Below are 23,569 nucleotides of genomic sequence, written 5' to 3' on the forward strand. Positions count from 1 at the left end.
CAGAGATCTTAAATTATTCTTTATCGGATACTTCCTCTGTATCTTCATCGTCATCATTCTTCTGGATACGGGCAATCGTCGATACGCTGTCTCCTTCATCTACACGGATCAGAGTGACTCCCATCGTGTTTCTTCCCAGCCTGGATATGCCTGAAACCGGCATCCGGATGATCACACCATGCGCTGTGATAACCATCAGATCTTCATCTTCATCGACGGTCCGCATGGCAATCAGTTCACCGTTTTTTTCGGTGATGTTACAGGTTTTCAGTCCCTTTCCGCCTCTTGTCTGTCTTCTGTATTCACTGCAGGGCGTTCTCTTGCCAAATCCCTTTTCTGTCACAATCAGCACATCGTTTTGATCGCCTGCAATCCCCATGCCGACGACTTCATCGCCGGGATCCAGGGAGATCGCCTTCACGCCGGCAGCTGTCCGGCCCATCGGACGGACCGCATTTTCGTCAAAACGGATCGCCATCCCTTTCTTTGTCCCGACAATAAGATCACTTTTTCCATCGGTCAGGCGTACAGCAATCAGTTCATCTTCGTCCCGGACTGTAATGGCATACAGTCCAGCTTTACGGATATTGGAAAAATCACTCAGTTGCGATCGCTTCATAATTCCATTCTTTGTTAAAAAGACGAGGTAATGATCCGCATCAAATGATTCGACAGGGAAGAAGGCAGTGATATGTTCTCCCTTATCAATTTGGATCAGATTGATAATCGGAATGCCCTTAGCTGTGCGACCCAGTTCCGGGATTTCATAGCCCTTCAGTTGATAAACCCGTCCTTTGTTCGTGAAAAAGAGGACATGATGATGCGTGTTTGTCTGGAAAAGATGCTCTACAAAATCATCTTCATTTGTCCCCATGCCTCGAATGCCACGTCCACCGCGGTTTTGATTTTTATAAGTGCTGACGGGCATCCGCTTAATATAGCCATTGTGGGAGACCGTAATGACGATATCTTCTCTTTCAATCAGATCCTCATCTTCCAGCAAATCGGATCCAAAGGTGATTTCTGTCCGCCTTTCGTCATTAAATTTTTCTTTAATTTCTCCAAGCTCTTTACGGATGATCTGCAGTACTTTCTGCTCATCGGCAAGGATCGCCTTCAGTTCCGCAATGCGTTTGACCAGATCCGCGTATTCCTGCTCAATTTTCTCACGCTCAAGTCCTGTCAGTCGCTGGAGACGCATATCAAGGATCGCCTGTGCCTGAACTTCAGTCAGTGAGAAATTATTCATCAGTCCCGTGCGGGCGATATCGGCGGTCTTGGAGTGACGGATCAGGGAAATGACTTCATCCAGATGATCCAGTGCGACGCGCAGACCTTCGAGAATATGAGCCCTTGCTTCTGCCTTCTTTAATTCAAAAGCTGTTCTCCGGCGAATGACATTTTCCTGATGCGCCAGATAGTAATGCAGGCACTCTTTAAGAGTCAGCACTCTCGGTCTGCCGGCGACGAGAGCCAGCAGGTTAATACCGAAACTGGTTTGCAGACCCGTGTGCTTGTACAGATTATTCAGAAGGACATTTGCATTGGCGTCACGGCGAACCTCAATCACCATCCGCATTCCCGGCGGTCGGATTCGTCACGCAGATCAGTGATTCCTTCCAGTTTTTTTTCTTTTACCAGATCGGCAATTCTTTCGATCAGTTTGGCTTTATTGACTTGATAGGGGAGTTCGGTAACAATAATGCTTTGTTTTCCGCTTGCCTGCTGTTCAATATTAACTTTTGCCCGGACGATAATCGACCCGCGACCGGTCCGGTAAGCCCGCTTGACACCTTCGCGTCCCATGATCAGACCGCCGGTTGGAAAATCCGGTCCTGGAATATACTTCATGATTTCTTCTGTTGTTATATCGGGATTGTTACTCAGAGCCAGTACAGCGTCGATCACTTCACCCAGCTGATGAGGGGGGATGTTCGTTGCCATCCCGACTGCAATACCGGACGCACCGTTTACAAGCAAATTTGGAAAACGTGAAGGCAGGACAACAGGTTCCTGCTCCGATCCATCATAATTAGGCTGAAAATCGATTGTATCTTTCCGGATATCGCGGACCATTTCCATCGATATTTTTGACATTCTTGCTTCTGTATAACGCATCGCTGCGGCCGGATCTCCGTCGACCGATCCGAAGTTACCATGACCGTCAACGAGTTCATAACGCTGGCTGAAGTTCTGCGCCATGCGTACCATCGTATCATAGACAGCCGTATCCCCGTGGGGATGATATTTACCAATAACTTCACCGACAATACGTGCCGATTTCTTATAAGCTTTATCAGACGTGATACCCAGTTCATTCATGGCGTATAAAATCCGCCTGTGAACCGGTTTCAGACCGTCCCTCACATCAGGAAGGGCGCGGCTGACGATGACACTCATCGCGTAATCAAGAAATGATGTGCGCATTTCATGCCCGATGTCCACGGGTTTTATTCTTGATTCATCTTGATCTGTCATCTTTTTTCCTCCTTACCGGGCGGATTCATGCTTATTTCACAGGATGAACCTTTTCCCGATGATTGTGATAAACGTAAAATCCGTATGCTTCCAAACGTCACCTGTTTCCTGTCTGAGTATGAGGGTGTTGTTTTACACATCCAGATTCTGAACGAAATGGGCGTTCTCCTGAATAAAATCGCGTCTGGGTTCAACGCGGTCTCCCATCAGCATTTCAAAAATCTGGTCTGCTTCCATGGCATCCTCAAGATTGACTTTCAGCACCACACGATTCTGCGGATCCATGGTGGTCTCCCAGAGCTGTTCAGGATTCATTTCACCAAGACCTTTATATCGCTGCAGGGCAGGTTTTACATTTTTAGGAAGTGATTTCTGAATTTTTTCCAGCTCGCGATCATTATAAGCGTACCGAAGTGTCTTTCCGTACTGAACCCGGTAGAGGGGAGGCTGGGCAATCAGGACATATCCGTTCTCCAGAAGAGGGCGCATAAAGCGATAGAAGAACGTTAACAATAACGTCCGGATATGTGCGCCGTCCACATCGGCATCGGTCATAATAATGATTTTGTGATATCTGGCTTTCTCCAGTTTGAAATCTTCTCCGACACCGGTTCCCAATGCTGTAATCATCGCCCGGATTTCAGCGTTTGACAGAATTTTATCCAGCCGCGCCTTCTCAACATTTAAGATTTTCCCTCTGAGAGGCAGGATAGCCTGGAACATCCGGTCACGGCCCTGTTTGGCCGAGCCGCCGGCCGAATCCCCTTCGACGATATACAGCTCGGAAACAGAGGCGTCCCGCGATGTACAATCGGCGAGCTTTCCAGGCAGTGACGTACTCTCCAGACTGCTTTTACGTCTGGTCAGTTCACGGGCTTTTTTGGCAGCTGTCCGGGCACGTGAGGCGACAATTCCTTTATCAATGATCATCCGGGCAACATCCGGGTTTTCATAAAGAAACCTGGAAAAACTCTCAGAAAACAGGTTATCTGTAATCGTACGGACTTCCGGATTCCCGAGTTTGGTTTTCGTCTGTCCCTCAAACTGCGGGTCCGGATGTTTGATCGATATAATCGCGGTCAGACCTTCCCGCACATCTTCACCGGAAAGATTCTGATCATTTCCCTTAATCAGCTGATTCTTTCTTGCATAATCGTTAACCACGCGTGTCAGAGCCACTTTAAAACCGTATTCATGCGTACCACCTTCATGCGTATGAATATTATTGGCGAATGAATAAATCTGACCGGAGTATCCGCTGTGATATTGCATGGCGATTTCAACCTTGATGCCGTCTTTTTCCCCGTCAAGATCAATGGGCTCGTGCAGCACTTCTTTTGATCGGTTAAGATACTCCACATACGAACGGATTCCGCCCTCATAGTGAAAACTCTCTTTCCTGTCCTTTTCACGTCGGTCTTCAATCGAAATGCGGATATTCTTATTAAGAAAGGCAAGTTCACGTACACGGACTCTGAGTGTATCATAATCGAAATGAGTCGTTTCCTTGAAAATTTCAGGATCCGGAATAAAGTGGGTGGTTGTTCCTGTCCGGTCGGCATCACCGATAATCTTCAGATCCGCAACCGGTTTTCCACGGTGATATTCCTGATAGTATACATGACCGTTTCGATAAACTTTTACCCACATCGTTGTCGATAGTGCGTTGACGACTGAAGCGCCGACGCCGTGCAAACCGCCGGATACTTTATATCCGCCGCCTCCGAATTTTCCTCCGGCGTGAAGTACAGTCATAATGACTTCGACCGCCGGCCGACCGACCTTTTTCTGAATGTCGACAGGAATGCCGCGGCCGTCATCCATTACAGTTACGCTGCCGTCTTTCTCAATAATGACCTGAATATGGTGGCAGAAACCGGCCAGCGCTTCATCGATTGAATTATCGACAATTTCCCAGACCAGATGGTGCAGACCTCTGACTCCGGTTGTGCCAATATACATTCCGGGTCTTTTGCGGACAGCTTCAAGCCCTTCGAGGACCTGAATCTCGCTCGCATTATACGATTGTTCCACGTTCTCTTGATCACTCATGATAACCCACCTAACTTGGTGTCATCCGACACATAATCTCTTAAAATCTGTCACCACTACCGGTGCTGAATGCCATAGAGTTACTCGTGCATGGGTTCCACTTTCCCCTGACTGATGCTGAAAAGTGTCGCCCTGTCCAGCAGGCCCTGATCCAGACCATCAATGGATGTAGTCGTTACAAAGGTCTGGACTTTCTGCCTGAACACACTCAAAAGATGTGTCTTTCTGACATCATCCAGCTCACTCAGTACATCGTCCAAAAGAAGAAGCGGGTACTCGCCCACTTCTTCTTTAATCAGCTCAATCTCTGCCAGCTTGACAGAAAGGGCGGCCGTCCTCTGTTGCCCCTGGGAACCGAATGTCTGTACGTTACGCCCGTTGACAAAGAATTGCAGATCGTCTCTGTGCGGACCGAACAGGGTAGATCCTCTGTCCAGCTCACGTTGTTTTAAACGCCGGTAACTGTTCTTGTAAGCTTCTTCTATTTTTGACTGTTCGCTGTCTATTGATACGTCGTGGACGGAAGACTCATAAACAAGTGACAGCTGTTCCCGCCCGTCACTGATTTCCGAATGAATTGCCGAAGACCATTTATTCAGCCGGGAGACAAAGCTCAGCCTGCGCCGGACGATTTCCGACGCCAGGGTTATCATGGACTCTGTCAGAATATCCAGCAGTGAATCCCGGCCTTTTTTCTGCCGCATCTCATCCCGGAGCAGAGCATTCCTCTGTTGCAGCACCTTCTGGTAATCACTGAGGAGATGTAGATAGACGGGAGCGATCTGTCCCATTTCCATATCGATAAATCTTCTGCGGACAGAAGGGCTGCCCTTGACCAGATTCAGATCCTCAGGGGCAAACATGACAACATTACAATTGCCGACATATTCACTGAGACGCCTTTTTTCAAGATGATTGACACGCGCCTTTTTGCCTTTTCCGGAAATAATCAGTTCAAGGGGGAAAATATCTCCGCGCCTGGCCACTCTTCCCTTTATTTTACCATAATCTTCATCCCATTTGATTAAATCTTTATCATGGGAGGTGCGCACGGATTTGGCCAGGGCGAGAACATATATAGCTTCAAGAAGGTTGGTTTTCCCTTGTGCATTTTCTCCCAGAAAAACATTGACCATTGGCGAAAAAGACAGTTTCTGCCTGTCATAATTTCTAAAATTTGTTAATTCAATTGATTTAAGTATCATCGCGGGGCAATCCCCCTCATGAACGACTGATGACAAATTCACCCATTCCGGGCACTCTGATCAGGTCGCCATCCCTTAATTTCTTCCCGCGGCGCATTTCATGATCTCCATTGACATAAACTTCTGTCGATGAGAGAAAATATTTGGCTTCGCCACCTGTTTGAATGATGCCTTCAAGTTTAAGCAATTGACCCAGTGTGATGAAGGCCTCATTGACCTTCAGTCTGACTGTTTTCATCATTTCGCCTCACTTTTTTTCCTCAACGGTTAAAAAGTTCTGATGGGAAGAATCAGCATCAGAATATTATCATCGCCGATCGGACGGATAATAATCGGACGCATGGGACCGACAAAATAAATACGTACATTACTGTCATCAATTTTCCCCAGGGCGTCCATCATGAATTTGGCACTGAACGCAATACGCATCGGCTCTCCTTCAAATTCTTCAACCTGTAACGTTTCAAAAACGCGGCCCAGTTCCAGGGACTGGGAAGAAATTTCAACGTGTCCATCCTCCGCCCGGAGTTTCACAATGTTGTTCCGTTCCTCCTTAGCCAGGATGGAAGCCCGTTCGATCGCCTGGTATAGTCCTCTGGTTGGAAGGGTGAGCGTCGTTTTACTGTCCTGAGGAATCAACCGCGACGTATCCGGATAATTTCCATCCAGGATCCGGGAGTAGAATTGGACATTATTCAATTGAAACAGGATCTGATTTGATGTCATTACAAGGTCTGCATTTTCGTCATCGTTATCATCCAGAAGCTTTACCAGTTCAGTTAAACTTGAGCCGGGGATGACAACATCTCTGGATTCCTCAGCTGCGCTTCCGGATGCAACCGGGACAGACCGCTGTGCCAGGCGGTGACTGTCCGTTGCGACACAAGCCAGTCTCCCGTTTTTCAGACTCCATTTGACACCGGTCAGAACCGGGCGCGTTTCTGATACGGATACAGCGTAAACGGTCTGTCTGATGACGTCACGTAAAAGGTCTTTTCGGATACTGATGACTTTTTTCTCATTGATGACCGGCAGATTCGGATATTCCTCCGGATCAAGTCCGTTTAAGTTAAATTCAGAAGAACCTGAAGTGATCTTAGTAATCTGGCGGCTGTCTGACTCTATAAGAATTTTATCATTGGGGAATTTACGAACCACTTCGGAAAAAAGACGTCCCGGAAGAACGACACTTCCCGGCGTATCGATAACAGCTACTTCCTGATCCTGATCTTCAGCAGGGATAAAGGACATGATCGAAATATCGGAATTGCTTCCTGTCAGTCGAATGCCGTCAGGATCTGCTGAAATTTTAATGCCTGTGAGTATAGGAATGGTGGTTTTTGATGAGACAGCCTTCATCACCTGGCTTACGGCTTCAGCAAGCCTGTTTTTCTGAACACTGACATGCATTGTCAGTGTTGTGCCCTGATTCGTGTCTTGCATTTCTTGCATGATTCTTTCCCCCAATATGTTATAAGAAATAAGATACAGTAATCATAGTAGTAAGACCTGTGGATTTGTGGGTAAATGGCTTCTACCGTGAAAAGCACAGTTATCCACCTGTTCATAAGCTGTGGATAAAATGAATACTGTTATTTACTGTTATGCACAGTCCTGTGTATGACCGGTACCCCATCCGCAAGCTATTGGACTCTTGCCGGAGATTTCAGCTGGTCAATTAAGCCATTGACTTTTTTCTGAAGTTCACGGTCGACAGATAATTGTTTTGTGATTTTTTCATGAGCATGAATAACCGTAGTATGGTCACGGCCCCCGAATTCTTCACCGATTTTCGGAAGCGAATAATCCGTCAGTTCACGAGCAAGATACATGGCAATCTGTCTTGGAAAGGCAATGGACTTAGTCCGGCGCTTTGCTGCAAAATCTTCCAGACGCAGATGATATTCAGCACCGACAGCCACTTGAATATCCTGGATCGTGATTTGCTTCGGCCGGGCAGAAGGAATAATATCTTTCAACGCTTCTGCCGCAAGATCGACGCTGATATCCTCATTGTTCAGTGATGAAAAAGCGATGACACGGATCAGGGCGCCTTCCAGTTCACGAATATTGGTGTCGATCTGATTGGCGATATAGATCATGACCTCATTGGGTATATCCAGACCTTCTGCTTTTGCCTTTTTTCTTAGAATAGCAATACGGGTCTCAAGATCAGGCGGGGTGATATCTGTAATCAGCCCCCATTCAAACCGGGAACGTAAACGGTCTTCCAGTGTCGGAATTTCTTTTGGCGGCCGGTCGCTTGAGATGACAATCTGTTTGTATTCTTCATGGAGCGCATTAAATGTATGAAAAAACTCTTCCTGTGTCTGTTCTTTTCCGGCGAGGAACTGAATATCATCTATGAGCAGGACATCAACGTTCCGGTATTTATTACGGAATTCCACCGTTTTATTGTCACGAATGGAATTAATAAATTCATTAGTGAATTTTTCAGAAGACAGGTAAACAACGCGAGCGGCCGGATTATGTTCGATTACATAGTGTCCGATCGCATGCATCAGGTGCGTTTTCCCCAGTCCGACCCCGCCGTAGATAAAAAGCGGGTTATAGGCTTTTGCCGGCGCTTCGGCGACTGCCAGAGAAGCGGCATGAGCAAAACGGTTTCCGGATCCGATGACAAAGGTTTCAAATGTATTTTTTGAATTCAGCATACTGTTATTAATCTCATCGAGACTTCTTCGATCAGTTGCACCGGAACGCTCAACAGGGTGCCCGGGGCTGTTTCTCTGACTGAAGTTCGCCGGCTCACTCTTTCTTTTTGGAGTTGTGCTGTTTCCCTTTTTATGACCGAGGCTCCCTTTATTTTTCTGCGGGATAACAAACTGGATGCTGTAGCGAATTCCAGTTATTTCCATAAGTATATCTGAAATCAGACGGGAATAATGTTCTTCCAGCCAGTCGCGTGAAAATTCATTCGGGACGCTGATAATCATGTTTTGTCCGTTTACAGCCTGTGCCTGAGTTTCTTTAAGCCATGTCTCAAAACTGGGTTTGCTAAGTTTCTTTTTAATGATGATCAGTGCCTGATCCCATATTTCTTTCAGGTTGTTCAATGCTTTGCGGCCCCCCCTTGTCTGATGAAATACATAAAAAAAGCAAACGCCAACAGTCAGACTGGATGATCACACAGCCTGCGGACGATTCACTGCTTTCACCTGTATACCCTGCTTTTTTTGCTTATCCACAAAATGTGCAGTTGAAAAATGCGTATTTTGTCGAACAGATTGAAGTTATCAACAGATGTTAACAACCTGTGGATAAAACAACTAACATCTGTGCTAAACGTCTTGAAGATTTATCCACAGGCAGTGGATAAATCTGTGCATTAACGGACTTTTCGACGGATTCAAGTACTATGATCATATCAAAAAAGCACCGATAAAGCAATGATCGCCAAAAGTTATCCACAGTGAATAACTTTTGCACATGGGCGTTGTACACAGCCTGGTAATTTGTTAGGAACATGTCGATAAAACGTGAAAAAAATCGAAGGAGGAGAAATAATTATCCACAGAAGGTGGGGACGCATTTCAGGACGGTGGCGTCCTGGAAGGACGGTTGACTTTCACAAAAAAAATAATTATAATAAGTCAGACTGGTTTTGATTAGAGAATAATGAATGGATAAAATGAGATCCGACCTATATGTTTGAACGAGGCACCGATTTTATTTATCGATTTGTATGGGAGGTGTATGAAAGTGAAGCGTACCTATCAACCAAATAAACGCAGCAGAAAAAGAGTGCATGGTTTCCGTGCGAGAATGGCGACAGCAAAGGGCCGCAAGATTCTGGCAAACCGCCGGCGCAAGGGAAGGAAAGTTTTGTCTGCGTAAAGCCACTGTCAGCATTGCAGTGGTTTTTTTCACACTATAATAGAGTTTGAAATTTTTACGAAAAGAAAAAGGGTTGAAAAACTGAAACCCCCGGATGCGTCAGGGGCTTGCCTGCGGGCCGGTTTTTCTTCATCAGGTCATGCGGGACAGGCAATAACGCAATGAGGGGACAGTTATTTCTTAGTTCGATGATCTATGATTAATATGCTACACAGGGTAAAATGATGTCCCACTGGAGGGACAAAATGAAGACAATTCAGAGACTAAAGAAGAACGAAGATTTTCAGGTTGTTTTTAAAAAAGGGAAATCATTCGCCAACAGACAGTTTGTTGTCTACGTACTTCGGCATCCCGGTCAGCCCTGTTCACGGCTGGGTCTGTCCGTGAGTAAAAAGATGGGCAATGCTGTCATGCGGAATCATATAAAAAGGTGTATCAAGGAAATCTTTCGGGATATGGCAGACAGACTGGAGCCTGGAAATGATTACATTATTATCTCTCGACGTCCGGTACGAACCATGTCCTATCATGAAATGCAGGGCAGCCTGATGCATGTTCTCAGAAAAGCAGGCGTAATAGCCGAACATAAGGACGAGTTATAATGAAATATATTTTTATATTTTTGATCCGCATCTATCAGAAATTTATATCACCTTTCACGCCGCCTTCATGCCGGTTTTACCCAACCTGCTCACAATATGCGCTGGAGGCCTTTTCGCGGTTCGGCGTTATTCGCGGTGGATGGCTGACAGTCAGGAGGCTCCTGAAGTGTCAGCCCTTTCATCCGGGAGGCTTTGATCCTGTGCCGGAAAAAAAAACCGGACACAGACATACAGGTATGATAACATTTCGTTCGGATCGACCGAGGAGGTAACATTTTGCGTAAACGATTAATTGGTGCGGGACTGCTTGTTCTGATTGTCGTGCTGCTCACAGGCTGTACGAATTTGAATGAACCGATTACCGCAGAGAGTGGGGGTTTCTGGAGTCATTATTTCGTATATCCTCTCTCATGGTTTATTATTGAAGTGGCCAAGATATTCTGGAACAGCTATGGCATTGCGATCATTATCACCACGTTGATTGTTCGACTCGTGATTTTGCCATTGATGGCCAAGCAGGTCAAAAGTTCTCAGGCCATGCAGGAGCTGCAGCCGAAAATTAAAGCCCTTCAGGAGAAATACAGTTCCAAAGATCAGAATACGCAGCGCAAGCTTCAGGAAGAACAGATGAAACTCTTTCAGGAAAATCACATCAATCCGCTCGCCGGGTGTATGCCTCTCCTGATTCAGATGCCTATTTTGTTTGCCTTTTATCAGGCCATCATGCGCACATCGGAGATTAAAACACAGTCTTTTCTGTGGTTCCAGCTCGGCGCTCCTGATCCCTATTACATCTTGCCTGTGATTGCTGCAGCGACAACCTTCCTGCAGCAGAAGATCATGATAGGCAGAATGGGGAACGCGAATCCGCAGATGACCATGATGCTTTACGTCTTCCCGCTGATGATTGCGATTCCGGCTTTGTATTTCCCATCAGCACTGGCCCTTTACTGGGTTGTCGGTAATATCTTCATGATCTTCCAGACGTATATTATTTACGAGAAGCATGATGACAAAGAGAAACCGGCTGAAGGCTCCAGAAAGAAGAAAAAATAACCGCAAGGGTAGATCTATAGAGTTTTCGGGGAAAAGCACGCATTCAGCGCGCTTTTTTCTCACTATAAAATTTTTTGAGGAAAAAAGGGTTGAAAAAACGTTGCCTCTGGCAGTGCCCGCGTCCTGCCAGTCGGCAAGTGTTCTTAGACGTGTAGATTCTGTTTGCATAGCCGTAGTGTGGTCTCGTGAAACTGGATCAGCTGACAGACATCCGGGAGAGAGACTTATCAGAATTGGGGTGATAAAATTGGATTATGATACCATTGCGGCCATCTCAACACCTGCCGGTGAGGGAGCGATCAGTATTGTCCGATTGAGCGGACCTGATGCTATTCAGGCGACAGATCGGCTGTATAAAGGAAAAAAGAGACTGACAGCAGTTCCTTCGCACACGATTCATTATGGTAAAATAATCGATCCGGACACAGAACGTATCGTTGATGAGGTAATGGTTTCGGTCATGAAAAAACCGAAGACTTATACGCGGGAAGACGTTGTAGAAATTAACTGTCATGGCGGCATGATAAGTGTAAACCGTGTTCTGGAACTGATTCTTGACCAGAACGTGCGAATGGCAGAACCCGGTGAATTTACGAAAAGGGCGTTTCTGAACGGGCGCATTGATTTATCTCAGGCTGAAGCGGTTATGGATCTGATCCGGTCGAAAACAGACCGGGCAATGAATACAGCGATGGATCAGATGGAGGGTAAACTATCCAGACTTGTCCGTAAACTGCGGCAGCAGCTGCTGGACATTCTGGCTTCGGTTGAAGTCAATATTGATTATCCGGAATATGATGATGCGGAAATCGTAACCAATCAAATGCTCGATGATCGCTCAAAGAAAGTCAGGAAGGAAATTGATCACATTCTGGCAACAGCCAGACAGGGAAAGATTCTGAGAGAAGGGTTGTCTACAGCGATTATTGGCCGGCCGAATGTGGGTAAATCGTCTCTCCTTAACCAGCTGGTGCATGAAAATAAAGCAATTGTGACCAATGTACCGGAACGACACGTGATATTATAGAAGAATATGTGAATATCAACGGTATACCACTGAAACTGATTGATACAGCAGGCATTCGTAAGACTGAGGATGTGGTGGAAAAGATTGGCGTAGAGCGGTCGCGGAGGGCCCTTCGTTCAGCTGATCTGGTTCTGCTCCTGATTAATTATCACGAGAGCCTGACAGAGGGGGACAGAGAACTATTTCAGTTGATTAAGGGAACACCGGCGATTATCATACTGAATAAGACGGATCTTTCCTGCGGTGTTTCACTGGAAGAGGTCAATCGGCTGGCAGAGGGAAACCCGATTATCCGGACATCCCTCTCTAAGGATCAGGAACTCTCCGAATTGGAGAACAAAATCTCTTCGCTGTTCTTTGAACGGGGCCTCTCACAGAATGAAGAGGTCTGCGTTTCTAATACGCGGCATATTGCTTTGCTGAAAAAGGCACGTGCGGCAATCACTGACGCGATCCGCGCTTCAGAGAAGGGTATTCCTGTCGACATGGCTCAGATTGATGTGAAAAGGACATGGGAAATTCTGGGTGAGATTGTGGGAGACACGGTTTCAGACAGTCTGATTCATGAATTATTCTCGAAGTTTTGCCTTGGAAAATAAGAAAACGCCTTTGAATAGATATTTTTAAATCAATCAAAAAGGGTGGAACAGTTATGAAAACATATCAGGCCGGCACGTATGATGTGATTGTCGTTGGTGCCGGACATGCGGGTGTTGAGGCCGGCCTTGCAGCAGCAAGGATGGGTGCGAAGACACTGATGCTGACGATCAGTCTGGAAGGCGTCGCTTTTATGCCATGCAATCCGTCTGTCGGCGGCCCGGCCAAGGGTGTTGTGGTCAGGGAGGTCGATGCACTTGGTGGTGAAATGGCTCACAATATAGATAAAACGTATATTCAGATGAGAATGCTGAACACCCGAAAGGGACCTGCCGTCCGGGCGCTGCGTGCTCAGGCAGACAAACAGCTTTATCAGCGTGCCATGAAGCAGACTATTGAAGAAACAGAAAATCTGACCTTGCGTCAGGGCATGGTAGAAAAACTGATTGTGGAAGACGGGGTCTGCAGGGGAGTTGTTGTCGCGACCGGAGCAAAGTACCTGGCAAAAACGGTTGTTCTGACAACAGGCGTCTATCTGAAAGGGAAAATTATTATCGGTGATCTGGAATATGAGAGTGGTCCGAATAATATGCAGGCTTCGGTCAAGCTGTCGGACTGTTTGCGAGAACTGGGATTCGATCTGGTCCGGTTTAAAACAGGCACTCCGCCGCGTGTTAATGGACGGACTGTTGACTATTCCAAAACGGAAATTCAGCCCGGTGATAAGCGGCCTCTTGCATTTTCCTATGATACCACGCAATTTGTCAAAGATCAGATTCCCTGCTGGCTGACGTACACCAATCCTGTGACTCATCAGATCATCCATGATAATTTGGACCGTTCTCCCATTTACTCCGGTGCCATCGTCGGTACCGGACCAAGATACTGCCCGTCAATTGAAACGAAAATTGTCCGTTTCAGTGATAAAAGCCGTCATCAGCTTTTTCTTGAACCCGAAGGACGGGAAACAAGAGAAGTATACGTTGATGGTCTGTCGACGAGCCTGCCGGAGGAGATTCAGCGAAAGATGCTGGAGTCCATATCCGGGCTGGAACACGCGGAAATGATGCGTCCGGGGTATGCTATCGAATACGATGCTCTTGTTCCGACGCAACTGTGGCCGTCGCTTGAGACAAAAAAAATCTCAGGACTTTTTACGGCTGGTCAGATTAACGGGACATCCGGATATGAAGAAGCAGCCGGGCAGGGGCTGATGGGCGGCATTAATGCGGCACGTAAAGCATCTGGTCTGGATCCGATTATTCTTGACCGTTCGCAGGCTTACATCGGTGTGCTAATTGATGATTTGGTCACCAAAGGGACAAAGGAACCTTATCGTTTACTGACTTCACGTGCAGAATATCGCCTGCTTCTCCGTCATGATAATGCAGATCTGCGTCTGACGGAGCTCGGTCATCAAATTGGTTTAATCCCTGAAGAACGGTATCAGAGATTTTTGAGAAAGAAACAGATGATTGAACACGAAAGAAAACGCCTTGCTTCTTTGACTGTCAAGCCTTCTGAAGCTGTGAATGCGTTGCTTGCGAAAAAAGGTGCAACAGCAATTCGGGAACCCATCAGAGCTGACCGACTGTTAAAGAGACCGGAACTCGATTACCATGATCTGGTCACTCTGCTGCCGGATGACGGGAACCAGATTCCCGAAGAAGTTGGTGAGCAGGTCGAGATTCAGATAAAATATGAGGGCTATATTAATAAACAACTGCAGCAGGTAGAAAAAATGAAACGCATGGAACAGAAAAAGATCCCTCAGGATCTCGACTATGAGGCAATTGACGGGCTGGCTACGGAGGCCAGACAGAAATTAAGCAAAGTCCGTCCGATATCGGTAGGTCAGGCTTCACGGGTTTCCGGCGTGAATCCGAGCGATATTGCCATTCTGCTGGTTTATCTGGAACAGGGCAGACTGGCGAAAACAACCGGCTGACAGCTCTTGGAGGAACAAATGAAATATCTCGAATCAATACTGTCAAATCAGGGATTGCAGCTTTCTGAAGTTCAGAAAAAACAATTTGACCTGTATTTCCAGAAACTTGTAAAATGGAATCAGAAAGTGAATCTTACAGCAATTACCGAAGAAAAAGAGGTCACGGTGAAACATTTTTATGATTCACTGACACCGGCCTTTTATTTTCCCTTCAGTAGCGGCATGACACTCTGTGATGTCGGTTCGGGGGCGGGTTTTCCCGGGATTCCTTTGAAAATCATGTACCCCGGGCTTAAACTGACCTTGGTTGATGCCCTGAAAAAAAGGCTGTCTTTCATTGAATCACTGACAGGGACACTGAATCTGAATGATGTCCGGCTCTACCATGACCGTGCAGAAACGTTTGCACACAGGAGGGGTATTCGTGAGTCTTTTGATATTGTGACTGCCCGGGCGGTGGCGCCTCTTTCTGTACTCTGTGAATATTGTCTGCCCCTCAATCGGACAGGGGGGACATTCATTGCTCTTAAAGGAGCAAATGCCAGTCAGGAGATCTCCAGTTCTGACCATGCTCTCCATGAGCTCGGCGGAACACTTCAGCGATCCGTTTCTCTGGATCTGCCTGATCTTGCCGGTAAGAGGACCCTTGTTTTTATTAAAAAAACAGGCACAACGCCTGTAAAATACCCAAGAAAGCCTGGAACGCCTTCCAGGAAGCCATTGTGATGTTTCACGTGAAACATTGGGGTTAATTGCCGGAAGGAATTCAAAGCTGTGCAGCCGAAATAGATAAAAGGCGGCCGTAAAAGGGTGGTGTCAAAATGAAACATTCTTTATCTCATCTTTTTAATCAGGATCATGAAGACAGTGCTACATTCACTCACAGTGAAAATGATGAGACCCACGTACAGGAAATAGAAATAAATAAAATTGTTCCAAATCCGTATCAGCCGCGTTCCATTTTTAATGAAGAAAAACTGCGGGAATTGGCAGCTACCATTAGGGAACATGGTGTCATACAACCCATTGTGTTGCGCCCTTCAGGGGATCATTTTGAAATTATCGCAGGAGAAAGACGTTGGCGTGCGGTCTCTTATCTGGGGTGGGAAAAGATTCCCGCCATCATTAAGCATCTTGACGAAGACCAGACGGCTTCCATTGCATTAATAGAAAATCTCCAGAGAGAAGAACTGACAGCTATAGAAGAAGCAATGGCTTATGCACGATTAATGGATATCAACGGGTTAACACAGGAGGGACTGGCTCAGCAACTGGGGAAGGGGCAGTCCACCATTGCCAATAAATTAAGGTTGCTTAAATTACCTTCATCCGTTCAAAGCTCTATATTAGAAAAAAAGATTACAGAACGTCATGCCCGTGCTTTACTTATTCTGAAAGATCCGGAGAAACAGGAAAAGCTTCTGAAAGATATTCTGGAGAAACAATTGAACGTCAAACAGACAGAATTTCGTGTAAGAAAGCTTCTTGAAGAAGGTAAAGGAAAGAACGAGAAGAAAAACCGCAAACAAAGGCGACAATCCTTGAGCAGGGATACCCGAATCGCCGTAAATACAATCCGTCAATCCGTACACATGGTGACCCGTTCGGGTATGCCGATTGATACGGAAGAAGAGGATATGGGCGACTTTTATCAATTTACAATCAAAATTCCAAAAAATAAATAAACAAATGATGAATGCGTGAACTGAATAGTGAACAATGAGTTATCCGGCAAAGATTCTGACGAGCCCTTTGCTGGATATTTTTGTGATTCAATATTAATGATCATCGATTGATCTTTTCATGGTAAAATAAAAGATAGCAATTGAGATTTGAGAGTAGGTGTAAGTGTGAGTAAAATTCTGGCTATTGCCAATCAAAAAGGCGGTGTCGGCAAAACCACTACGGCTGTTAATTTGAGCGCCTGTCTTGCGACACTTGGCTGTAAGGTCCTGCTTGTTGATACTGATCCTCAGGGAAATGCAACAAGCGGTTCGGGTGTGGACAAAGGGGAAGTGGATGAATGTGTCTATGATGTCCTTGTTGAAGAAACCGAAGTGGCGGGTGTTGTGAAGCCATCGGCCATTGAGAATATGGATGTACTTCCTTCAGCCATTCAGCTGGCCGGAGCAGAAATCGAACTTGTTCCGACCATTTCACGCGAAGTTCGGTTAAAAAAGGCGCTGGATAAAGTAAAAGATACATATGATTACATCATCATAGATTGCCCACCCTCTCTGGGTCTTTTGACCATTAATGCCCTGACTGCTTCGGACGCAGTCATCATACCGGTTCAGTGCGAATATTATGCGCTGGAAGGACTGAGTCAGCTGCTGAATACCGTACGGTTAGTACAGAAACATTTGAATCATCATCTGGCCATTGAAGGCGTCTTGCTGACTATGCTGGATGCCAGAACTAATCTGGGACTGCAGGTGATCCAGGAAGTGAAAAAGTACTTTCAGGATCATGTCTTTCACACAATTATCCCGCGTAATGTCCGCCTGAGTGAAGCGCCCAGTCATGGCAAGCCGATCATTATCTATGATTCCCGCTCAAGAGGTGCAGAGGTTTATCTTGATTTTGCAAAGGAAGTGATGACTGGTGACTAAAGCTTTGGGGAAAGGACTTGATGCCTTCTTCCCCACTGCATTTTCAGGTGATCTGGACAATGCAGTGGAAAGTGTTGCCCTGGAAGATCTCAGACCCAATCCATACCAGCCAAGAAAACAATTTGATGAGGCGGGACTGGATGAGCTCGCCCGGTCGATCAGAATGCATGGAATCATTCAGCCGCTTGTGGTCAGAAAAAGTATCAAAGGTTATGACATCGTTGCCGGAGAACGCCGCTTTCGCGCGGCAAAACGTGCAGACCTCAAGAAAGTTCCTGTCGTCATTAAAGAACTATCAGATAATGAGATGATGCAGATTGCCCTGATTGAAAATCTGCAGCGGGAAAATCTGAATCCAATTGAAGAAGCAACAGCGTACAAGAAACTGCTCGATGGATTGAAGCTGACACAGGAAGAACTGGCAAAAAAGCTGGGTAAAAGCAGACCGCATGTGGCCAACCAGCTGCGCCTGCTGCAACTGGATGGGAAAGTTCAGAAATTACTTGAGGAAGGAAAACTCTCCATGGGCCATGGCAGGGCACTTGTCGGTTTGAAAGATAAAAAGCAACTGATTCCGGTTGTCAATAAAGTCCTAAAAGAGCAATTAAATGTGCGTCAGCTTGAAGCACTGATTCAAAAACTCAATCATCATGTTTCACGTGAAACATCAAAGAAAAAAACATGGACCATGCCTCCGGAACTGAAAGAAAAGGTGGACGGAATTCGTGAACGACTGGGTACCTCGGTAAAAATAAAACCGGCAAGAGCAGGGGAAAAAGGAAAGATTGAACTGGACTACTACTCAGCAGACGATCTGTACCGCCTGCTGGAACTGATCAATCATCCCTCATAAGGAATGTGCTGAATCATCGGAAAACGGCCTGCCTGTCAATATCGATCGTTTTTCCCGGGAAAAGAGAGCAATATATAGACTGCGACTAATCGCCCTGGAAAGTTTCATGACGAGGCTGAGTCGTGTGTTTTGCAGAACGGCATACTCCATATACCCGCTTAAGTTGACGATGCCGGTGATATTCATATCGCCGACGGGGGGAAGCTTCTTATTTACTCCTGATCCGGGTCTGACAGGTCCTTCAGAAACACAGACTTTTCCTACATGATGCCGGTGGCCAAGGCAGGCATCGACAGCGATGATAAACGGATGATCATGCATCGCCTGTACCTCCTCCATGGTATTCTGAAGATTGACGGCGTGTACCGGCTGATCGAGAGTGCCATATATATGTGTATTATTCAGAGTATATTGCCGGAGATGCATCCCCACCAGCGGTCCCAAAGCATCCCCTGTTGAACGGTCCGTCCCGATGCAGACAATGACAATAGAATAAGCGTCCGCTTCTTTTGGCAGATGCCTGTTTATGGCGGAGACAAGAGAAACATGGGCATCGGGATGGATATAACAAAAAGCTTCCTGCCGGTTTTTCATGAATGCGCTGTTTGTTCTCAGATTCATAGTTTTCGCTCCTTATTGGTGTAGTAAAGTATACGGCAGATTTTTAAAGCTTATACATGATCAATGAAAAAATTCAGCGGGTATCATTTTTTTAGAAAATAGGCTATACTATAAATCGAAAACAATCAGGTGAAATCCCTGAATCTATATCAGACAATGAAGGAAAAGAGTATCCGGAAGAAGCATCCATACAGAGAACCAGGAAGGGTGAGAACCTGGCTGGAGAGCACCGGAGAAGGCGTTCCTGAGTCTCGCTTCTCTTTTAGAGTGGGTGCTTTCATAGCATCAATTAGGGTGGAACCGCGTGAGCAGATAAAAGCTCTCGTCCCTGGGTCAGACTGGCCTTTGGATGAGAGCTTATTTATATTTGATGAAAAGGAGCAAAATAGATGGCAGAATCAATGGAGCAAGTCGTTAAGCTGGCGAAACAGCGAGGCATCATTTTTCCAGGATCTGAAATTTACGGGGGCCTGGCAAACACCTGGGACTACGGGCCGATTGGTGTGGAGCTGAAAAATAATGTAAAAAAGGCCTGGTGGAAAAAATTTGTACAGGAATCACCGTACAATGTTGGATTGGATGCCGCCATCCTGATGAATCCGAAAACGTGGGAAGCCTCAGGACATGTCAAAAACTTTAATGATCCAATGATTGACTGTAAGAATTGCAAATCCCGCTTCCGTGCGGATAAACTGATTGAAGAATATATTCCAGCCGATAAGCTGCCCGGACCGGTTGACGGACTGGATTTTTCAACCATGGAACGATTGATTGAAGAACACAGCATCAAGTGTCCGGAATGCGGAGAACATGATTTTACACAAATCCGGCAGTTTAATCTGATGTTTAAGACCTTTCAGGGGGTAACCGAAACACAAAAAGATGAAATTTTTCTTCGTCCGGAAACGGCTCAGGGTATCTTTGTGAATTTTAAAAACGTCCAGCGAACCATGAGGAAAAAGATACCGTTTGGGATCGGACAGGTCGGCAAGGCGTTCAGAAATGAAATCACACCGGGTAACTTTACGTTCAGAACGCGTGAGTTTGAACAGATGGAACTGGAATTTTTCTGCAAACCGGGTGATGATAAAAAATGGTTTCAATATTGGCGTACGTTTGGCTATGAATGGGTGAAATCACTGAATGTTTCACCGGATCACCTCAGGCTGCGTGATCATGAAAAAGAGGAACTGCCGCATTACAGTAATGCAACGACTGACATTGAATATCTCTTTCCGTTCGGTTGGGGAGAACTGTCGAGTCTGTCCTCACGCACGGATTATGACCTGCGCCGGCATATGGATGTTTCCGGAGAAGATCTTCATTACATTGACCAGAATAATAATGAAAGATACATTCCTTATGTCATTGAGCCTTCACTTGGTGCTGACCGTGTGACGCTGGCTTTCCTTACTGAGGCCTATGAGGAGCAGGAAATTAATGATAAGGAGAGCCGGACCGTTCTCCATTTTCATCCGGCACTGGCCCCTTATAAAGCAGCGGTTCTTCCTCTCTCGAAGAAGCTGGGTGAAAAAACCCGGGCCATTTATCAGCAGCTGGCGAAGGACTTCATGGTTGATTACGATGAGACAGGTTCGATCGGTAAAAGGTATCGCCGGCAGGATGAGATCGGAACACCGTTCTGCGTCACCTATGACTTTGATTCACAGGAGGACGGTAAAGTGACGATACGTGATCGTGACACAATGGAACAGGTGCGTCTGCCAATAGAAGATGTCGCCTCATTTATCAGTGAGAAAACAGCATTCTGAAACAGGAGAAATCCTGTATCCGAGGAGGAATGAATTTATGGCCAAACCGAGGATAGCGTTCGATCTGAATGATATAGTTGAAATGAAGAAGGTACACCCTTGCGGAGAGAACCGATGGAAAGTCATCCGCATGGGTGCAGATATACGCATTAAATGCCTGGGGTGCGGGCACAGTGTGATGATGCCCAGAGCAGAGTTTCAGAAAAAGATTAAAAAAGTTTTGGAACACGGAGCCGATGAAAATCAGAAAAATGCAGATGAATCCTCATTTTTATGAAGAACCGGCTGGACTTTCAGGCAGGGTCTGTACTTGATGAGGACCGTGCAATGGTCAGAAACAGACGAACGTGATTAATGAAACAAGGATCTTGTGATCCGGGGAGTGACTATTCATGAGTTTGACAACAGGAATCGTCGGCCTGCCGAATGTTGGCAAATCAACATTGTTTAATGCCATTACACAGGCGGGTGCGGAGATGGCGAATTATCCATTTTGTACCATTGAACCGAATGTCGGGATTGTGAGTGTACCGGATAACCGGCTGGATCAGCTTACGGAAATGTATCATCCGAAACGTACAGTTCCAACAACATTTGAGTTTACTGATATTGCAGGGCTGGTGAAGGGTGCCAGCAAAGGTGAAGGACTCGGCAATCAGTTTCTGGCGAATATCCGTCAGGTTGATGCCATCTCTCACGTTGTTCGCTGCTTTGATGATAAAAATATTACACATGTAACCGGCAAGATCGATCCGATTGATGATATAGAAACAATCAATCTCGAATTAATTCTGGCGGATCTGGAACAGATTACTAAGCGTCTTGACCGGGTCCAGAAACTTGCAAATCAGAAAGAGAAGCAGGCGATCATTGAATTATCCGCTTTGAATAAGCTGAAAGCGGCTTTTGATGCGGGGAAGCCGGCCCGTCACGTTGATTTAACGGACGAAGAGGAAGCAGCTATTAAGCCATTTAACCTGCTGACCAGAAAACCTGTTCTGTATGTCGCAAATATCTCAGAAGACGATGTGGCGAAACCAGACGAGAATCCTCATGTCCGGGCAGTCAAAGATTATGCAGAAAAAGACGGTGCTGAAGTCATTGCTATTTCAGCCCGTATTGAATCGGAAATCGCCGAGCTGGATCCCGATGAAAAACAGGCTTTTCTTCAGGATCTGGGGCTTAAAACTTCCGGCCTTGACCGACTGATTGCGAAATCTTATCAGCTGCTGGGGCTGGCGACTTACTTTACAGCGGGCGAAAAGGAAGTACGTGCCTGGACGTTCAGAAGGGGAACAAAAGCGCCACAGGCCGCAGGAATCATTCATTCGGACTTTGAACGGGGATTTATCCGCGCGGAGATCGTTTCATATGATGATCTGATTTCAGCCGGATCGGAAACGGCAGCAAGAGAACAGGGACACCTGCGCCTGGAAGGCAAGGATTATGTGATGCAGGACGGCGATATCGTCAACTTCAGATTTAATGTCTGAAGTAGCGCGTGGCGATTCGGGAAAAGGATCAGAAAGACCGTGGCCTTACTGGATACGTATGAAAGCCAGCTGGATGAGGATGAGCGGATCAAACAGGTGGAGAAACTCTGAACGTACCTGACGCGGTACTGAGAGCACCTGTTTGGCTGACGTGAAGTGCTGACTCAGGAGGGGTAAGCGCAGTGCGCCGGCCATCTGGCGGGTGTACATTTTCAGAAAGTTTCATCTTCTGTCTGATGCGAGATTCCGAGAAAACCCTGACACATGCCTTCCTTCTCGAGCAAAAAGGTAACAACGAAAACAGGATCTGCTGCCGCTATCGGCTGACCGACGACGACAGAACGTCCGGCAGGCATCTGTGAAAATGCTGAATGAAGAAAGTGCGTCTTATCCGATGGACTTTCGGATGATTCAGCCGTTGAAAAATATCTCATGTTTTCCGGAAATGCGTCTCAAAAAACAGGCGGCGGGCATTCAGTTCCCCAGCGCGCTTTATGGTTGTGTGTCCGTCGGGCCTTGCGCCTTTATGTAAGCCGCCTGATCCGGTTCCGATTGCAAGGGAGGCATAACAAACAATCAACGTAGTCTGCATGACTGAATTCTGTGATACGGAAACCTTTTCCACTGTGCTTTTCACAATCAATCTGGGAGGAGCTGAGGCATGGTGATGTCGACGATTCTGTCGGCCGTTTTTTCTTTTATCGCGACAAGCATCGATTACGTGATTATATTAGTCGTCCTTTTTTCGGAATTTAAGAAGAAAAAAGGCGCGACAAGAGACATCGCGCTCGGACAATATGCAGGAATTACTGTTTTACTTGTGGTCAGCGTGCTGGCGGCATTCGGCCTCGCTTATGTGCCGCAGCGATGGGTCGGCCTGCTCGGCTTCGTGCCGATGTATCTGGGGCTGAAAGTCTGGTTCGGCGGCGGGGAAGACGACGAAGGCGAAGAAGAGGAAATCATTGAATCAAGCCATAGATTCAGCAAACTGGCTCTGAGTGTTACCGCCATCTCACTGGCAGCGGGCGGCGATAATCTCGGGGTATATATTCCGCTATTTACCACTTTAAATTTGTTTGATCTCGTTCTTACTATTGTGATCTATTATCTGATGGCGGCAGTTCTGCTTGCCTTCAGCCGCAGCCTGACCGCGATCAGAGGCGTTTCAGAAACTGTTGAAAAATATGAAAAGTTCATCGTTCCGGTCGTTTTCGTCGCACTCGGGTTCATGATCCTGTTCGAAAACGGGACGCTCGTTCTCTGACACCGGGTCAACTTTTTTAGCAGACCAATAACAGATCCGCTGCTGTTTCCATCCGTGCCCGTTTTTACCAGTTTAAGAAAGCGGATACTCGATGAAGCGCGGCGAAAATAAGCATCGATCTGTTGTTGCAA

20 protein-coding genes and 2 pseudogenes are annotated in these 23,569 nt (G+C 46.4%); 15 read left to right on the plus strand and 7 right to left on the minus strand.

Annotation, left to right across the window (positions count from 1 at the left end; translation table 11 throughout):
• Window positions 1–13 precede the first annotated feature (13 nt).
• From gyrA to dnaA, 6 genes and pseudogenes are all read right to left on the minus strand, one after another.
• Window positions 14–2,478: pseudogene (gene gyrA / locus ABNN70_RS03880) on the minus strand (DNA gyrase subunit A).
• Window positions 2,479–2,610: 132 nt separating this feature from the next.
• Complete coding sequence (gyrB, locus tag ABNN70_RS03885; protein ID WP_353948798.1) at window positions 2,611–4,530, minus strand: DNA topoisomerase (ATP-hydrolyzing) subunit B; 1,920 nt, start codon at window positions 4,528–4,530, stop codon at window positions 2,611–2,613.
• Window positions 4,531–4,610: 80 nt separating this feature from the next.
• Window positions 4,611–5,735 (minus strand): DNA replication/repair protein RecF, encoded by a 1,125-nt coding sequence (recF, locus tag ABNN70_RS03890; RefSeq protein ID WP_353948799.1) that lies wholly within the window; start codon window positions 5,733–5,735, stop codon window positions 4,611–4,613.
• 16 nt (window positions 5,736–5,751) lie between these two features.
• The gene (gene yaaA / locus ABNN70_RS03895; RefSeq protein ID WP_129928587.1) at window positions 5,752–5,973 is read right to left on the minus strand and encodes a S4 domain-containing protein YaaA; all 222 of its coding nucleotides are present in this window, start codon (window positions 5,971–5,973) and stop codon (window positions 5,752–5,754) included.
• Window positions 5,974–6,002: 29 nt separating this feature from the next.
• On the minus strand, window positions 6,003–7,145 hold the full coding sequence (dnaN, locus tag ABNN70_RS03900; protein ID WP_353949371.1) for a DNA polymerase III subunit beta: 1,143 nt from the start codon (window positions 7,143–7,145) through the stop codon (window positions 6,003–6,005).
• Window positions 7,146–7,378: 233 nt separating this feature from the next.
• Window positions 7,379–8,812, minus strand: coding sequence for a chromosomal replication initiator protein DnaA (dnaA, locus tag ABNN70_RS03905; RefSeq protein WP_129928586.1), 1,434 nt, complete (start codon window positions 8,810–8,812; stop codon window positions 7,379–7,381).
• Between the two features lie 646 nt (window positions 8,813–9,458).
• Between dnaA and rpmH the strand changes: the two genes are divergently transcribed.
• From rpmH to ABNN70_RS03955, 10 genes and pseudogenes are all read left to right on the plus strand, one after another.
• Window positions 9,459–9,593 carry a 50S ribosomal protein L34 gene (gene rpmH, locus ABNN70_RS03910; RefSeq protein ID WP_129928585.1) on the plus strand — a complete coding sequence of 45 codons (135 nt, stop codon included), beginning with the start codon at window positions 9,459–9,461 and terminating at the stop codon, window positions 9,591–9,593.
• Between the two features lie 245 nt (window positions 9,594–9,838).
• Window positions 9,839–10,195 (plus strand): ribonuclease P protein component, encoded by a 357-nt coding sequence (rnpA, locus tag ABNN70_RS03915; protein ID WP_129928584.1) that lies wholly within the window; start codon window positions 9,839–9,841, stop codon window positions 10,193–10,195.
• Window positions 10,195–10,467 carry a membrane protein insertion efficiency factor YidD gene (gene yidD, locus ABNN70_RS03920; RefSeq protein WP_129928583.1) on the plus strand — a complete coding sequence of 91 codons (273 nt, stop codon included), beginning with the start codon at window positions 10,195–10,197 and terminating at the stop codon, window positions 10,465–10,467. Before rnpA ends, yidD begins: the two co-directional genes overlap by 1 nt.
• A 4-nt stretch (window positions 10,468–10,471) precedes the next feature.
• Complete coding sequence (spoIIIJ, locus tag ABNN70_RS03925) at window positions 10,472–11,251, plus strand: YidC family membrane integrase SpoIIIJ (protein WP_353948800.1); 780 nt, start codon at window positions 10,472–10,474, stop codon at window positions 11,249–11,251.
• A 247-nt stretch (window positions 11,252–11,498) separates the two neighbouring features.
• Window positions 11,499–12,877, plus strand: a pseudogene (mnmE, locus tag ABNN70_RS03930) (tRNA uridine-5-carboxymethylaminomethyl(34) synthesis GTPase MnmE).
• A 53-nt stretch (window positions 12,878–12,930) separates the two neighbouring features.
• Window positions 12,931–14,823: a tRNA uridine-5-carboxymethylaminomethyl(34) synthesis enzyme MnmG gene (gene mnmG / locus ABNN70_RS03935; RefSeq protein WP_353948801.1), complete on the plus strand. Its 1,893-nt coding sequence runs from the start codon at window positions 12,931–12,933 to the stop codon at window positions 14,821–14,823.
• 18 nt (window positions 14,824–14,841) lie between these two features.
• Window positions 14,842–15,549, plus strand: coding sequence for a 16S rRNA (guanine(527)-N(7))-methyltransferase RsmG (rsmG, locus tag ABNN70_RS03940; RefSeq protein WP_353948802.1), 708 nt, complete (start codon window positions 14,842–14,844; stop codon window positions 15,547–15,549).
• A gap of 95 nt (window positions 15,550–15,644) precedes the next feature.
• Window positions 15,645–16,508, plus strand: coding sequence for a nucleoid occlusion protein (gene noc / locus ABNN70_RS03945; protein ID WP_353948803.1), 864 nt, complete (start codon window positions 15,645–15,647; stop codon window positions 16,506–16,508).
• A gap of 165 nt (window positions 16,509–16,673) precedes the next feature.
• A complete protein-coding gene (locus tag ABNN70_RS03950) occupies window positions 16,674–17,435 on the plus strand; it encodes an AAA family ATPase (RefSeq protein ID WP_129928577.1) in 762 nt (253 codons plus the stop codon).
• The gene (locus tag ABNN70_RS03955) at window positions 17,428–18,288 is read left to right on the plus strand and encodes a ParB/RepB/Spo0J family partition protein (RefSeq protein WP_129928576.1); all 861 of its coding nucleotides are present in this window, start codon (window positions 17,428–17,430) and stop codon (window positions 18,286–18,288) included. The genes ABNN70_RS03950 and ABNN70_RS03955 overlap by 8 nt, the downstream gene beginning before the upstream one ends.
• Here the strand turns inward: ABNN70_RS03955 and yyaC are convergent.
• On the minus strand, window positions 18,283–18,909 hold the full coding sequence (yyaC, locus tag ABNN70_RS03960; RefSeq protein ID WP_353948804.1) for a spore protease YyaC: 627 nt from the start codon (window positions 18,907–18,909) through the stop codon (window positions 18,283–18,285). The two genes, ABNN70_RS03955 and yyaC, sit on opposite strands and share 6 nt — an antisense overlap.
• A 389-nt stretch (window positions 18,910–19,298) precedes the next feature.
• Between yyaC and ABNN70_RS03965 the strand changes: the two genes are divergently transcribed.
• The 5 genes from ABNN70_RS03965 (at window position 19,299) to ABNN70_RS03985 (ending at window position 23,438) form a co-directional block, all read left to right on the plus strand.
• Complete coding sequence (locus ABNN70_RS03965) at window positions 19,299–20,681, plus strand: glycine--tRNA ligase (RefSeq protein ID WP_129928574.1); 1,383 nt, start codon at window positions 19,299–19,301, stop codon at window positions 20,679–20,681.
• A 37-nt stretch (window positions 20,682–20,718) separates the two neighbouring features.
• Entirely contained in the window at window positions 20,719–20,958 is a 240-nt protein-coding gene (locus ABNN70_RS03970; RefSeq protein WP_353948805.1) for a DUF951 domain-containing protein, read from the plus strand.
• A 115-nt stretch (window positions 20,959–21,073) separates the two neighbouring features.
• Window positions 21,074–22,174, plus strand: coding sequence for a redox-regulated ATPase YchF (gene ychF / locus ABNN70_RS03975; RefSeq protein WP_129928572.1), 1,101 nt, complete (start codon window positions 21,074–21,076; stop codon window positions 22,172–22,174).
• 364 nt (window positions 22,175–22,538) lie between these two features.
• Complete coding sequence (locus ABNN70_RS03980) at window positions 22,539–22,706, plus strand: hypothetical protein (protein WP_353948806.1); 168 nt, start codon at window positions 22,539–22,541, stop codon at window positions 22,704–22,706.
• 129 nt (window positions 22,707–22,835) lie between these two features.
• Complete coding sequence (locus ABNN70_RS03985) at window positions 22,836–23,438, plus strand: CadD family cadmium resistance transporter (protein ID WP_129928571.1); 603 nt, start codon at window positions 22,836–22,838, stop codon at window positions 23,436–23,438.
• Window positions 23,439–23,569: the final 131 nt, after the last annotated feature.

It is taken from the genome of Sporolactobacillus sp. Y61 (assembly GCF_040529185.1).
Classification (GTDB): domain Bacteria; phylum Bacillota; class Bacilli; order Bacillales; family Sporolactobacillaceae; genus Sporolactobacillus.

Excerpts from the sequence above, each read along its gene's own strand:
- gyrB (WP_353948798.1), bottom strand. The coding sequence starts at position 4,530 with ATGAGTGATCAAGAGAACGTGGAACAATCGTATAATGCGAGCGAGATT.
- recF (WP_353948799.1), bottom strand. The coding sequence starts at position 5,735 with ATGATACTTAAATCAATTGAATTAACAAATTTTAGAAATTATGACAGG.
- yaaA (WP_129928587.1), bottom strand. The coding sequence starts at position 5,973 with ATGAAAACAGTCAGACTGAAGGTCAATGAGGCCTTCATCACACTGGGT.
- dnaN (WP_353949371.1), bottom strand. The coding sequence starts at position 7,145 with ATGCATGTCAGTGTTCAGAAAAACAGGCTTGCTGAAGCCGTAAGCCAG.
- rnpA (WP_129928584.1), top strand. The coding sequence starts at position 9,839 with ATGAAGACAATTCAGAGACTAAAGAAGAACGAAGATTTTCAGGTTGTT.
- yidD (WP_129928583.1), top strand. The coding sequence starts at position 10,195 with ATGAAATATATTTTTATATTTTTGATCCGCATCTATCAGAAATTTATA.
- mnmG (WP_353948801.1), top strand. The coding sequence starts at position 12,931 with ATGAAAACATATCAGGCCGGCACGTATGATGTGATTGTCGTTGGTGCC.
- rsmG (WP_353948802.1), top strand. The coding sequence starts at position 14,842 with ATGAAATATCTCGAATCAATACTGTCAAATCAGGGATTGCAGCTTTCT.
- noc (WP_353948803.1), top strand. The coding sequence starts at position 15,645 with ATGAAACATTCTTTATCTCATCTTTTTAATCAGGATCATGAAGACAGT.
- yyaC (WP_353948804.1), bottom strand. The coding sequence starts at position 18,909 with ATGAATCTGAGAACAAACAGCGCATTCATGAAAAACCGGCAGGAAGCT.
- ABNN70_RS03965 (WP_129928574.1), top strand. The coding sequence starts at position 19,299 with ATGGCAGAATCAATGGAGCAAGTCGTTAAGCTGGCGAAACAGCGAGGC.
- ABNN70_RS03970 (WP_353948805.1), top strand. The coding sequence starts at position 20,719 with ATGGCCAAACCGAGGATAGCGTTCGATCTGAATGATATAGTTGAAATG.
- ychF (WP_129928572.1), top strand. The coding sequence starts at position 21,074 with ATGAGTTTGACAACAGGAATCGTCGGCCTGCCGAATGTTGGCAAATCA.
- ABNN70_RS03980 (WP_353948806.1), top strand. The coding sequence starts at position 22,539 with ATGCTGAATGAAGAAAGTGCGTCTTATCCGATGGACTTTCGGATGATT.
- ABNN70_RS03985 (WP_129928571.1), top strand. The coding sequence starts at position 22,836 with ATGGTGATGTCGACGATTCTGTCGGCCGTTTTTTCTTTTATCGCGACA.